Source organism: Streptomyces hygroscopicus subsp. hygroscopicus, from assembly GCF_030269125.1.
Classification (GTDB): Bacteria; Actinomycetota; Actinomycetes; order Streptomycetales; family Streptomycetaceae; genus Streptomyces; species Streptomyces hygroscopicus_C.
On the sequence record NZ_BSSM01000001.1, the window covers coordinates 652,976 to 664,984 of the forward strand.

A 12,009-nucleotide genomic window follows, 5' to 3' on the forward strand; every position below is an offset into this window, starting at 1 on the left:
GGCGCTCCGGACGGCCCCGACGATCCCGCGGCGACCGGGACCTCAGTCCTTGCGGCCCGTCGCCGCCACCGTCACGCCCAGGCCGATCATCGCCAGGCCGCCGACGCCGCCGACCGCGGACAGTCGGCGGGGCGAGCGGGCGAACCAGTCGCGGGCGGCGGAGGCGACCAGGCCCCAGAGGCTGTCGGAGGCCAGCGCGATGACGTTGAAGACCAGGCCCAGCAGCAGCATCTGCGCCGGCACATGACCCTGGGCGCGGTCCACGAACTGGGGCAGTACGGCGGCGAAGAACACCATCGTCTTGGGGTTGGCCACGCCGACCGCGAAGCCCTCCCCCAGGGTGCGCAGCCCGCCCCGCTCGGGTGCACCGGACTCGGCGAACGCGGCACGCAGGGAACCGCGTCGCCGCCACGCCTTGATCCCGAGGTACACCAGATAGGCGGCGCCCGCGAGCTTGAGCGCGGTGAAGAGCAGCACCGAGCGTTCCACCACCGGTCCGATGCCGAGGGCCACGGCGGCGACGAGGACGTAGGCGCCGAGCGTGTTGCCGGCGACCGTGGTCAGCGCGGCGCGACGGCCGTGCGCCAGCGCCCGCCCGACGACGAAGAGCACGCTCGGGCCGGGTATCACGATCAGCAGGAGGGACAGCGCCGCGAAGGCGAGCAGCCGGTCGGTGGAGACCATGGGCCCATGACAACACAGGGCCCGGGGCGCGCGGCAATCCCTTTTTCCCCGCGGCCCGGTCCGGGGTTTCCCCGCGGCCCGGTCCCGGGCTCAGGCCACCTAGCCGATCCGCGCCTCCTCCCGCGCGTCGTGGTGGATCGGGGTGTGTCCGCCGGTCAGGGCGACGCCGCTGCCGCCGCGCCGCTCGGCGACGATCTCCGCGGCGATCGACAGGGCCGTCTCCTCGGGCGTACGGGCGCCGAGGTCGAGGCCGATCGGCGCCCGGAGCCGCGCCAGTTCCCCTTCGGTGAGACCGGCCTCGCGCAGGCGCGCGGTGCGGTCGAGGTGGGTGCGCCGGGAGCCCATCGCTCCGACGTAGGCGACCGGGAGCCGCAGCGCCGCCTTCAGCAGGGGCACGTCGAACCTGGCGTCGTGGGTGAGGACGCACAGGACGGTGCGGCCGTCGGTCCCGGTGCGCTCCAGGTAGGTGTGGGGCCACTCGACCACGATCTCGTCGGCCTCCGGGAAGCGGGCACGGGTGGCGAACACCGGGCGGGCGTCGCACACCGTGACGTGGTAGCCGAGGAACCTGCCGACGCGGACCAGGGCGGCGGCGAAGTCGATCGCGCCGAAGACGATCATCCGGGGAGCGGGCACCGAGGACTCCACCAGGACGGTGAGCGGGGCGCCGCGGCACGAGCCCCTGGCGCCGATCTCCAGGGTGCCGGTGCGGCCCGCGTCCAGCAGGGCGCGGGCCTCGGCGGCGACGGCGCGGTCCAGCCCGGGGTGGCCACCGAGGCCGCCGTCGTACGACCCGTCGGGGCGGACGAGGAGGGCGCGGCTCACCGGACCGTCCGGTCCCGCCACGATCCGCGCGAGCGCCGCCGCCTCCCCGCGGGCGGCGGCGGCCAGCGCGGCGGCGATCACCGGCCGGGCGGGGTCGACCGCCCGGACCGGGGCGACCAGTATGTCGATGACGCCGCCGCAGGTCAGGCCGACCGCGAAGGCGTCCTCGTCGCTGTACCCGAAGCGTTCGAGGACGGTCTCCCCGTCCCGGAGCGCCTGCCGGCACAGCTCGTACACCGCGCCCTCCACGCAGCCGCCGGAGACCGACCCGATCGCCGTGCCGTCGGCGTCCACCGCGAGCGCGGCGCCGGGCTGCCGCGGGGCGCTGCCGCCGACGCCCACGACGGTGGCGACGGCGAAGTCCCGCCCCCGCCCGGCCCACCGGTCCAGCTCCTCGGCGATGTCCAGCATGTGTCGGTCTCCTCAGGGGATCGGTCATGGTGCCGTCTCCCGAGGTTCACCGGGGCACCCGGTCGAGTTGAGCGGGACTGGGGATGTGCACGATCTCGGAGGACGGCCCGGTGCGGCATGCGTCTTGCGGCATGCGTCTTGCGTCTTGCGTCTTGCGTCTTGCGTCTGCGGCAGGGGTGAGCGGATGCCCGGCGCCGGGGTGCGCCGCCGCCCTCCCCCGGGCCCCCAGGCTCGGGGAAGGGCACGCGTGCCCGCGGCGGCGGAGGCGGATCAGGCGGTGCCCGTGAGGTGCTCCGGGCGTACCGGTGTCCGGTTCAGCTCAAGCCCCGTCGCGTTCCGGATCGCCGCCAGGACGGCCGGGGTCGACGACAGGGTCGGGGCCTCGCCGACGCCGCGCAGACCGTACGGGGCGTGCACGTCGGCGAGTTCGAGGACGTCGACCGGGATGGTCGGCGTGTCGAGGATGGTCGGGATCAGGTAGTCCGTGAAGGAGGGGTTCCTGACCTTCGCGGTCCTCGGGTCCACGATGATCTCCTCCATCACCGCGATGCCCAGGCCCTGTGCGGTGCCGCCCTGGATCTGGCCGACGACGGACAGCGGGTTGAGCGCCTTGCCGACGTCCTGGGCGCAGGCCAGCTCGACGACCTTGACGAGGCCGAGTTCGGTGTCGACCTCGACCACGGCGCGGTGCGCGGCGAAGGAGTACTGGACATGGCCGTTGCCCTGGCCGGTGCGCAGGTCGAATGCCTCGGTCGGCCGGTGCCGCCACTCCTCCGCCACCTCCACGGCCTCCCCTTCGAGGACGTCGACCAGGTCGGCGAGCACCTCGCCGCCGTCGGTGACGACCTTGCCGTTCTCCAGCAGCAGCTCCGCGGTCGCCCACGCCGGATGGCGGGAGCCGAACTTGCGGCGGCCGATCTCCAGGACCTGTGCGCGGACCCGTTCACAGGCGTTCTTGACGGCGCCGCCGGTGACGTACGTCTGCCGGGAGGCGGAGGTGGAGCCGGCCGAGCCGACCTGGGTGTCGGCCGGGTGGATGGTCACCTGGGCGACGCCGAGTTCGGTGCGGGCGATCTGGGCGTGCACGGTGACGCCGCCCTGGCCGACCTCCGCCATCGCGGTGTGCACGGTGGCGACGGGCTCGCCGGCGATCACCTCCATGCGCACCCTGGCGGTGGAGTAGTCGTCGAACCCCTCGGAGAAGCCGACGTTCTTGATGCCGACGGCGTAGCCGATCCCCCGCACGACGCCCTCGCCGTGCGTGGTGTTGGACAGACCGCCGGGCAGCTGCCGTACGTCGGCGCCCTCGCTGGACTCCCACTGGCGCTCGGGCGGCAGCGGCATCGCCTTGACGCGGCGCAGGAGTTCGGCGACCGGCGCCGGGGAGTCGACCGGCTGCCCGGTCGGCATGACCGTGCCCTGTTCCATGGCGTTCAGCTGCCTGAACTCGACGGGGTCCATGCCGAGTTCCTTCGCCAGCTTGTCCATCTGGGCCTCGTACGCGAAGCACGCCTGGACCGCGCCGAAGCCACGCATCGCGCCGCAGGGCGGGTTGTTGGTGTAGAGGGCGAGGGCCTCGATGTCGACGTCGTCCACGACGTACGGCCCGATGCCCAGCGAGGCGGCGTTGCCGACGACGGCCGGGGACGCTGAGGCGTAGGCGCCGCCGTCGAGCACGATGCGGCACCTGACGTGCGTCAGCCTGCCGTCGCGCGTGGCCCCGTGCTCGTAGTGCAGCTTGGCCGGGTGGCGGTGGACGTGCCCGAAGAAGGACTCGAACCGGTTGTAGACGATCTTGACGGGCTTGCCGGTGCGCAGCGCGAGCAGGCAGGCGTGGATCTGCATGGACAGGTCCTCGCGACCGCCGAACGCGCCGCCGACGCCGGACAGCGTCATCCGCACCTTGCGCTCGGGCAGGCCGAGCACGGGCGCGATCTGGCGCAGGTCGGAGTGGAGCCACTGGGTGGCGATGTAGAGGTGGACGCCGCCGTCCTCCTCGGGCACCGCGAGCCCCGACTCGGGGCCGAGGAAGGCCTGGTCCTGCATGCCGAAGGTGTACTCGCCCGTGACGATCACCTCGGCGCGCCCGGCGGCCGCCGCCGCGTCGCCGCGCACGATCGGCTGGCGGTGCACGATGTTCGGGTGCGCGACATGCCCGACGTGGTGGTCGTCGCGGTGCTCGTGGACGAGGACGGCGTCCGGCGCGAGGGCGGACTCCTCGTCGGTGATCACGGGGAGTTCGCGGTACTCCACCTTGATCCTGGCGGCGGCGCGGCGGGCGGTCTCCGGGTGGTCGGCGGCGACGATGGCGACCGGCTCGCCGTGGTGGCGCACCTTGCCGTGCGCGAGGACCGGGGTGTCCCGGATCTCCAGGCCGTAGTGCTTCACCTCGGTGGGCAGGTCGTCGTACGTCATGACGGCGTACACGCCCGGCAGGGCGAGTGCCTCGGAGGTGTCGATGGAGACGATCTCGGCGTGCGCGACGGTGGAGCGCAGGATCTGGCCCCACAGCATGTCCTCGTGCCACATGTCCGAGGAGTAGGCGAACTCGCCGGTGACCTTGAGGGTGCCGTCCGGGCGGAGGGTGGACTCGCCGATGCCGCCCTTGGTGCCCGCGCCCTGCGTGATCTTCGTTGGTGCGCCGGTGGGGGCACCGCCCGCGCGAGCGGAGCCGAGCTGGGGGGAAGGCATGTCAGACCCCCTCCGACCGGCGGGCGGCCGCGAGGCGGACCGCGTCCATGATCTTCTCGTAGCCCGTGCAGCGGCACAGGTTCCCGGACAGCGCCTCGCGGATGTCGGCGTCGGACGGGTTCGGGTTGCGCTCCAAGAGGTCGTCGGAGGCGACGAGCAGGCCCGGGGTGCAGAAGCCGCACTGGACGGCGCCGGCGTCGATGAACGCCTGCTGGACCGGGGCGAGTCCGGTGCCCGCGCCGGCCCGGGAGTCGGTGCCGCCCTCGGCCCGCCATCCCTTCGCCTCGTCCAAAGGGGTGCCCGCCGAGTCGCCGCGCGAGCGCCGCCGGGCGTGGTCGGCGAGGCCCTCGACGGTCACCACGTCCCGGCCCTCGGCCTGTCCGGCCGCGACCAGGCAGGAGCAGACCGGCACGCCGTCCAGGCGCACCGTGCAGGAGCCGCACTCGCCCTGCTCGCAGGCGTTCTTGGAGCCGGGCAGGCCGAGCCGCTCGCGCAGCACGTAGAGCAGGGACTCGCCCTCCCAGACGTCGTCCGCCTCCTGCGGGCGTCCGTTGACGGTGAAGGTGACGCGCATCACGCAGCTCCCTCGGTGGCGCGGCGGGCGCCGCGGTACGACTCCCAGGCCCAGGTCAGCGTCCGGCGGGCCATCACGCCGACCGCGTGCCTGCGGTAGCTCGCGGTGCCCCGGACGTCGTCGATCGGGTTGCAGGCGGCGGAGCACAGATCGGCGAACCGCTGGGCGACCGACGGGGCGATGGTCTTCCGGTTGTCCCACGAGCCGCCCTCCTCCAGGGCCGCGTTCAGGAACTCCTCGGCGGCCTTCGCGCGCACCGGCGTGGGCGCGGCCGAGCCGATGCCGGTGCGCACCGTGCGGGTCCCGGGGTGCAGGGCGAGGCCGAAGGCGCACACGGCGATGACCATGGCGTTGCGGGTGCCGACCTTGGAGTACTGCTGCGGTCCGTCCGCCTTCTTGACGTGCACGGCGCGGATCAGCTCGTCGGGCCGGAGCGCGTTGCGCTTGACGCCGGTGTAGAAGTCGTCGACCGGGATCATCCGGGTGCCGCGCGCCGCCGACGCCACCTCGACCTCGGCGCCGGCGGCGAGGAGGGCGGGGTGGGCGTCGCCGGCGGGCGAGGCCGTGCCGAGGTTGCCGCCGACGCCGCCGCGGTTGCGGATCTGCGGGGAGGCGACCGTGTGCGAGGCGAGCGCGAGGCCCGGCAACTCGGCACGGAGCTGTTCCATGATGTGCGTGTACGGCACGGAGGCGCCCAGCCGTACGGAGTCCTCGCCCCTCTCCCATTCGTAGAGGTCGCCGACGCGGTTGAGGTCGAGCAGGTACTCGGGCCTGCGGTGGTCGAAGTTGATCTCGACCATCACATCGGTGCCACCCGCAATCGGCACAGCGGTGGGGTGCTCGGCCTTCGCGGCGAGCGCCTCCTCCCAGCTGGCGGGGCGAAGGAAGTCCATGACCGGCTCTCTTCTTCGTCTCGGGGTCGTACGGATCTGAGCCAATCCGTGTGGCGGGCCCGGCTCGTTCCTGTCGTTTTGACGCGGAGTGGGGTCAGTACACCGCCGTGTACTCCGGCGGGGTCAGTCACCGAAACCATGAAGGAGTTCGCTGGCCAGGGGGAGCATCTTGTAGATTCGTATGAACGGAGGTCACCGGAAACCTCTCCGTTTTCCCGGAGAAACGCGGGAACCAGCGTGGAGACCCGGAGCGGTCCCCCGGGTGCGGCGCACCGGCTCCTTTCCCGTCACCCTCCGAAGATCCATCGTAGGTTTCGAGACACAGAAACGGCGGCAACTGAGATGCGGCTGCGCGCACTGCTGGACACCGACGGGCTGGGCCTGCTGCTGCTCGGCGGCGAGGACGAGCTGGACCGCTCGGTGCGCGGTGTGATGACGACCGACCTGCGCGACCCGAGCCGCTACCTCTCCGGCGGCGAGCTGGTGCTGACCGGCCTCGCGTGGCGGCGGGACGCGGCGGACTCGGAGCCGTTCGTGCGCACCCTGGTGCAGGCCGGAGTGGCGGCCCTCGCGGCGGGCACCGCCGAGCTGGGCATGGTGCCGGAGGACCTGGTGCTGGCCTGCGCCAGGCATCGGCTGCCGCTGTTCGAGGTGCACGAGTCGGTGGCCTTCGCGACGATCACCGAGCACGTCGTACGGCAGGTCTCGGGCGAGCGCGCCGGAGACCTGGCCGCCGTGGTGGACCGGCACCGCCGGATGATGACCTCGGGTCCGGCGGGCGGCGGCCCCGACGTGGTACTCGACCTGCTCGGCAGCGACCTCGACCTGCGCGCCTGGGTGCTCTCCCCCACCGGCCGGCTGATCGCCGGTTCCAAGGTGGCGGGCCCGGACCTGCCCGCCGAGACCTGCGCGCGGCTGGCCGCCGAGCAGTTGGCCGCGGCCCGCACCGGCCGGCGCGGCCCGCACCGGGTCCAGCTGGGGGGGACGACGTACTCGCTCTTCCCGATCCGCTCCTCGGGGCGCTCCCCGCAGGCCGCGCGCGATGTGCGCGAGACGGTGCTGTCGGACTGGCTGCTGGCCGTGGAGGCGGACGCGGGCGACTGGGACGGGCAGCGCATGGACCTGCTCCAGGGCGTCACCCAGCTGATCGCCGTGGAGCGCGACCGCCGCGAGGCCGCCCGTACGGTGCGCCGCCGGCTCGCCCAGGAGGTCCTGGAGCTGGTGCAGACGGGCGCCGCGCCCGCCGAGATCGCCGCCCGGCTGCGGGTGGCCGCTCCCGTGCTGCTGCCCGGCTTGGACGCCGCCCCGCACTGGCAGGTCGTGGTGGCCCGGGTGGAGTGGGACGGCGAGGAGATCGAGGGCGGCCCGGTGGCGCAGTCGCTGCTGGAGGAGGTGCTGGTCGACCCGCTGGCGACCGGCCCCGAGCCCTCCGACCGCATCGCCGTGGCGCACACCGGGGACGAGGCGGTCGCACTGGTGCCGCTGCCCGCCGTACCGGCCGTCGCCGCCGACCAGGAGGGCGCGGAGACGGGGCTGCTCGCCGACGCGCTGCTCCGGGCGGTGCGCGAGCCGCTGTCGGCGGGCCTGGACGACGACGGGCGGCTCACGCTCGGGGTCAGCGCGGCCGTGCACTCGGCGGAGGGGCTGCGCGGCGCGCTGGAGGAGGCCCGGCACGCCCGCCGGGTGGCGGCGGCCCGGCCCGGCCGGGTCTGCGCGGCCGGGCACCAGGAGCTGGCGAGCCATGTGCTGCTGCTGCCGTTCGTCCCGGACGACGTGCGCCGCGCCTTCACGGCCCGGCTGCTGGACCCCCTGACGGACTACGACCGCCGGCACCGCGCGGAGCTGATACCGACCCTGGAGGCGTTCCTCGACTGCGACGGCTCCTGGACCCGCTGCGCCACCCGTCTGCACCTGCACGTCAACACGCTGCGCTACCGCGTCGGCCGGATCGAGCAGTTGACGGGACGGGACCTGTCGCGCCTGGAGGACAAGCTCGATTTCTTCCTGGCACTGCGTATGAGCTGAGCCGACGGGGACGAAGCGGACATATGGCGAACCGTCGCGCCCCCACGACTTTGTGAAAACTTTCACCCACCCTCTTGGCCGGGCGTGGCGATCGGTGCTGGAATGCCGCCACCACTCAACAGCCCGATGGCGTGCCTGGGGAGGTCAACGTGGCGTATACCGCCATGTCTGGGAACGGAACGACCGCCGGTGACGATCCTCTCCAGACCGCGGTATGGCGGCTGCGCTCGCGAGCCTGCTGGGCCGACGCGGCGGCCCTGCTGCCGCCCGACACGCCGGGCACGGCGCTGCAACGGGCGATGCTGCTGGTGGAGCGCTGCCTGTACACCGAGGGCGGCTGGGCGGACGCGGAGGACGCGCTGCGTACGGCGGAGGCCCTCGCGCACACCGACGAGGAGCGGGGCGCGGCGGCGTGCGAGCGGGGGCAGCTGGCGTACGCCGCGACGCTGCACGGCGTCCGGGACCGGGTGGACGAGGCGCGGGCCGCGCTGGGACGGGCGGCGGCACTGATCCCGCCGGGGGCCGCGGGGCGCGCCCTGCTGGACTTCCGGCGGGGGCTGCTGGCGGAGAACCTGTCCCGTTCCCCGCAGGCCGCGCGCGCCGCGTACCGCAGGGCACACGCGGGCGCGACCGCGCACGCCGATCCCCTGCTGCTGTCCTTCACCTGGCGGCATCTCGCCGGGCTCGCCCTGCGCGACGGGGAGCTGGCGGAGGCGCGGCACGGCTTCGCCGAGTCCCTGCGGATCCGGGAGGAGCTGGGGTACCTGGTCGGCACGGCGCCCGCGCTGGTCTCCCTGGCGGACACGGAGGACGAACCGGCGGCGACGCGGCTGCGGGACGAGGCGCGGCGGCTCTTCCGCCTGCTGGGGGGCGTGCCGACGTGGCTCGCGGCCCAGCTGGCGCCTCCGGCGGCGGGCCCGGCCACGGCGTGAACCGGGACGGATGCGTGGTGCCGGGGTTGTCCGGCGTGCTCAGAGGGAACTCAGAGACGGCTGTGCCAGGGTGAGGCGCCCGAGACCCCCCACTCCAGGAGAGCGTCGGATGTCACTCATCAACGGCCTTCCGGCCCATGTTCTGCTTGTCCACTTCGTCGTGGTGCTCATCCCGCTGACCGCCCTCGCCCTGGTCGCCGCGGCGGTGTGGCCGCGGGCCGCGAACCGGCTGGGCGTCCTGCTGCCCTCACTGGCGCTCGTCGCCCTGGCCAGCGTGCCGCTCGCGACGAACGCCGGTGAGTGGCTGGAGCGCCATGTCGACGACGACCCGCTCGTCCGCAAGCACACCGAGCTGGGCGACGGGCTGCTGCCGTGGGCGCTGGGGCTGTTCGTCCTCGCGGTGCTGGTGTGGTGGGGGGCCCGCGAACTCCGCCGGACGGAGAGCGCGGCGGGGGGCAGCTCGCGCTGGTCCGCGCTGCCGGTGCGGATCGTCCTGGGGCTGCTGTCCGCGGTGATCGCGGTGGGCGCGGTGGTGGACGTGTACCGCATCGGCGACTCGGGGGCGAAGGCCGCGTGGCACGACAGCTTCTCGAAGACGGCGCACGCCGAGCACGACGGCGACGGTTCGTGAGGCGTCCCGAAGGGGCGCGTCCCCGGTGCGGCTCCGCCGTCTAGACACGACCGGACACGACGGGTTCACGCCCGGGTGCGGCCGCGAGCCCGCGGCCGCACCCGGGCGTGCTCCGTTCACCGGCCCTGTTCAGGCCGCGCCCGCGAAGTGTTCCGCCACCAGCTCCCGGACCACCTCGAAATCCCGGGCCACCAGCGCGTCCAGCAAGGACACGTGTTCCGCCGCGTCCGCGAGGAGATCCGCGCGGGCGTGCCGGACCGGGCCCCCGACCAGTGGCCACTGCGCACGGCGGTGCAGGTCGCACGCGATGCGCACCAGTTCCCCGTTGCCGGAGAGAGCCAGCATCGCGCGGTGGAAGGCCCGGTCGGACTCGGCGTACGTCGCGGGGCAGCCGGAGGCCGCCGCCCGGACCGTGTCCTCCGCCAGCGGCCGCAGCTCGGCCCAGCGGGCCGCCGGCACCGAGCGGGCCAGCCGCAGCATCACCGGCACCTCGATCAGCCCCCGCACCTCCGCCAGCTCGGCCAGCTCCCGCGCGCCCCGCTCGACGACCCGGAAGCCCCGGTTGAGCACCACCTCGACGGCGCCCTCCAGGGCCAGCTGCTGCATCGCCTCCCGCACCGGCGTCGCCGAGACCCCGAAGCGCTCCCCGAGCACCGGGGCCGAGTACACCTCCCCCGGCTTCAGCTCGCCCGCCACCAGCGCCGTACGCAGCGCCTCCAGGATCTGTCCGCGCACCGAGGCCCGCTGTATCACGGGCCGCCCGGCGTCGGGCCGCCGCTGGTCCGGAACCATCCCCTCACCGTGCGTGTGCGCCGCCGCGGAGCCCTGCACGCCCTGCCTCACGGGGTCCTCCTGGCGGCTTGTCGGTACTTGGGGTCATTGACGACGGGTTGTCGGTTGTTCGTCAAGCACCCTAGACGTACCGAGCGGTACGTCAAACTCGATCGAGGACGAGCAGCCCCCGGCGTCCATTAAGATCAACGCGAGCCGGACCGCCGCGCACGGACAGGTGATTCACAACTTCCTCACCCTTCGCAGGAACTTTCCGAGGAACCATCCGTACGGGTAGTCTTATTCGAACTCAACTCCCGCCCCTCAAGCGGCAGTTCGAGCAGATCGCCGTCCCTGGGCATCCCCCCGCACCCTCTTGGCGGCCTCTTGCCGCGAAACCCCCTGAGGGCCGTCGGGAGTGGGCCACTATGGCGGGCGTTACGCCCTATCCCAATGCAAGGGACCCCTGATGAGACTGACCGACATATCGCTGAACTGGCTGCTTCCGGGCGCCGTACTGCTCCTGGGCATGCTGGTGGCGGTGGCGGTGCTCGCGCGCGGAAAGCGCTCCTCCGGGGAGAACGCGAGCGCGGACGACTCCTGGGAGCGCAGCGAGGAGCGCCGCAGGCGCAAGGAGGCCATCTACGGCACCGCCTCCTACGTGCTGCTGTTCTGCTGTGCGGCGGTGGCGGCCGCCCTGTCCTTCCACGGCCTGGTCGGCTTCGGCGAGCAGAACCTCGGCCTGACCGACGGCTGGCAGTACCTGGTGCCCTTCGGCCTCGACGGCGCGGCCATGTTCTGCTCCGTCCTCGCGGTGCGCGAGGCCAGCCACGGTGACGCGGCCCTCGGCTCGCGCATCCTGGTGTGGCTGTTCGCCGCCGCCGCGGCCTGGTTCAACTGGGTGCACGCCCCCCGCGGCGTCGACCACGCGGGTGCCCCGCAGTTCTTCTCCGGCATGTCCCTGTCGGCGGCGGTCCTGTTCGACCGCGCGCTGAAGCAGACCCGCCGCGCCGCCCTGCGCGAGCAGGGCCTGGTGCCGCGCCCGCTGCCGCAGATCCGCATCGTGCGCTGGCTGCGCGCCCCTCGCGAGACCTACAAGGCCTGGTCGCTGATGCTCCTCGAGGGCGTGCGCAGCCTGGACGAGGCCGTCGAGGAGGTCCGCGAGGACAAGCGCCAGAAGGACCAGGCGCGCGTGCGCCGGCGCGAGCAGGAGCGCATGGAACGCGCCCAGCTCAAGGCCATCAGCCGGGGCCACGGCCGCTTCGTGGGCCGCGTCGGCGGCGGGCGGCAGGTCGAGGTGCAGGCGGTCGAGCGCGGCCCCGCTTCCGCACCCGCGGAGCCTGCCATATCGACGACCGCGGAACAGCTGCCGGTACCGTCGCGTCCCTCCCTCCAGCCGGTCCGCAAAGGGTCTGAGCCGGTGACCGTCGACCTCACCGCGGAGGACGACACCATGGCCCTGCCCCGCCTGGACTCCCTGGAGCGCAAGCTCAAGGACCTGGAGCAGCAGTTCGGCTAGGAAACACGGAGCTTCACGGGTCGGGGGCGTGACCGCCGCGGTCGCGCCCCCGA

Annotated in this window: 10 protein-coding genes; 4 read left to right on the top strand and 6 right to left on the bottom strand. The window is 73.6% G+C overall.

Going from position 1 to position 12,009, the window contains the following annotated elements; genetic code table 11:
* Positions 1–42: 42 nt before the first annotated feature.
* The 5 genes from QSK45_RS02740 to QSK45_RS02760 all read right to left on the bottom strand — a co-directional run bounded on the left by QSK45_RS02740 (position 43) and on the right by QSK45_RS02760 (position 6,078).
* Positions 43–684 carry a LysE family translocator gene (locus QSK45_RS02740; RefSeq protein WP_285552815.1) on the bottom strand — a complete coding sequence of 214 codons (642 nt, stop codon included), beginning with the start codon at positions 682–684 and terminating at the stop codon, positions 43–45.
* 99 nt (positions 685–783) lie between these two features.
* Entirely contained in the window at positions 784–1,920 is a 1,137-nt protein-coding gene (locus QSK45_RS02745; RefSeq protein ID WP_285552817.1) for an XdhC family protein, read from the bottom strand.
* Between the two features lie 270 nt (positions 1,921–2,190).
* Positions 2,191–4,611, bottom strand: coding sequence for a xanthine dehydrogenase family protein molybdopterin-binding subunit (locus QSK45_RS02750; RefSeq protein WP_285552819.1), 2,421 nt, complete (start codon positions 4,609–4,611; stop codon positions 2,191–2,193).
* A gap of 1 nt (position 4,612) precedes the next feature.
* Positions 4,613–5,185, bottom strand: coding sequence for a (2Fe-2S)-binding protein (locus QSK45_RS02755; protein WP_285552821.1), 573 nt, complete (start codon positions 5,183–5,185; stop codon positions 4,613–4,615).
* Entirely contained in the window at positions 5,185–6,078 is an 894-nt protein-coding gene (locus QSK45_RS02760) for an FAD binding domain-containing protein (protein ID WP_285552823.1), read from the bottom strand. Before QSK45_RS02760 ends, QSK45_RS02755 begins: the two co-directional genes overlap by 1 nt.
* Positions 6,079–6,420: 342 nt before the next feature.
* On the opposite strand from QSK45_RS02760, the gene QSK45_RS02765 reads away from it, so the two are divergent.
* The 3 genes from QSK45_RS02765 to QSK45_RS02775 all read left to right on the top strand — a co-directional run bounded on the left by QSK45_RS02765 (position 6,421) and on the right by QSK45_RS02775 (position 9,666).
* Positions 6,421–8,103: a PucR family transcriptional regulator gene (locus QSK45_RS02765; RefSeq protein WP_285552825.1), complete on the top strand. Its 1,683-nt coding sequence runs from the start codon at positions 6,421–6,423 to the stop codon at positions 8,101–8,103.
* Positions 8,104–8,267: 164 nt separating this feature from the next.
* On the top strand, positions 8,268–9,035 hold the full coding sequence (locus tag QSK45_RS02770; protein WP_285552826.1) for a hypothetical protein: 768 nt from the start codon (positions 8,268–8,270) through the stop codon (positions 9,033–9,035).
* Positions 9,036–9,144: 109 nt separating this feature from the next.
* Positions 9,145–9,666 carry a DUF2231 domain-containing protein gene (locus QSK45_RS02775; protein ID WP_285552828.1) on the top strand — a complete coding sequence of 174 codons (522 nt, stop codon included), beginning with the start codon at positions 9,145–9,147 and terminating at the stop codon, positions 9,664–9,666.
* Positions 9,667–9,795: 129 nt separating this feature from the next.
* Here QSK45_RS02775 and QSK45_RS02780 read toward each other — a convergent pair whose 3' ends face one another.
* Positions 9,796–10,458, bottom strand: a complete 663-nt coding sequence (locus QSK45_RS02780; protein WP_285553382.1) for a GntR family transcriptional regulator — start codon at positions 10,456–10,458, stop codon at positions 9,796–9,798.
* A gap of 448 nt (positions 10,459–10,906) precedes the next feature.
* Between QSK45_RS02780 and QSK45_RS02785 the strand changes: the two genes are divergently transcribed.
* Positions 10,907–11,956 carry a DUF2637 domain-containing protein gene (locus tag QSK45_RS02785; RefSeq protein WP_285552830.1) on the top strand — a complete coding sequence of 350 codons (1,050 nt, stop codon included), beginning with the start codon at positions 10,907–10,909 and terminating at the stop codon, positions 11,954–11,956.
* The last annotated feature ends 53 nt before the right edge of the window (positions 11,957–12,009 follow it).

What these genes read in the sequence shown, in the direction of transcription:
- QSK45_RS02740 (WP_285552815.1), bottom strand. Translation starts at nt 684, where the DNA reads ATGGTCTCCACCGACCGGCTGCTCGCCTTCGCGGCGCTGTCCCTCCTG.
- QSK45_RS02745 (WP_285552817.1), bottom strand. Translation starts at nt 1,920, where the DNA reads ATGCTGGACATCGCCGAGGAGCTGGACCGGTGGGCCGGGCGGGGGCGG.
- QSK45_RS02750 (WP_285552819.1), bottom strand. Translation starts at nt 4,611, where the DNA reads ATGCCTTCCCCCCAGCTCGGCTCCGCTCGCGCGGGCGGTGCCCCCACC.
- QSK45_RS02755 (WP_285552821.1), bottom strand. Translation starts at nt 5,185, where the DNA reads ATGCGCGTCACCTTCACCGTCAACGGACGCCCGCAGGAGGCGGACGAC.
- QSK45_RS02760 (WP_285552823.1), bottom strand. Translation starts at nt 6,078, where the DNA reads ATGGACTTCCTTCGCCCCGCCAGCTGGGAGGAGGCGCTCGCCGCGAAG.
- QSK45_RS02765 (WP_285552825.1), top strand. Translation starts at nt 6,421, where the DNA reads ATGCGGCTGCGCGCACTGCTGGACACCGACGGGCTGGGCCTGCTGCTG.
- QSK45_RS02770 (WP_285552826.1), top strand. Translation starts at nt 8,268, where the DNA reads ATGTCTGGGAACGGAACGACCGCCGGTGACGATCCTCTCCAGACCGCG.
- QSK45_RS02775 (WP_285552828.1), top strand. Translation starts at nt 9,145, where the DNA reads ATGTCACTCATCAACGGCCTTCCGGCCCATGTTCTGCTTGTCCACTTC.
- QSK45_RS02780 (WP_285553382.1), bottom strand. Translation starts at nt 10,458, where the DNA reads ATGGTTCCGGACCAGCGGCGGCCCGACGCCGGGCGGCCCGTGATACAG.
- QSK45_RS02785 (WP_285552830.1), top strand. Translation starts at nt 10,907, where the DNA reads ATGAGACTGACCGACATATCGCTGAACTGGCTGCTTCCGGGCGCCGTA.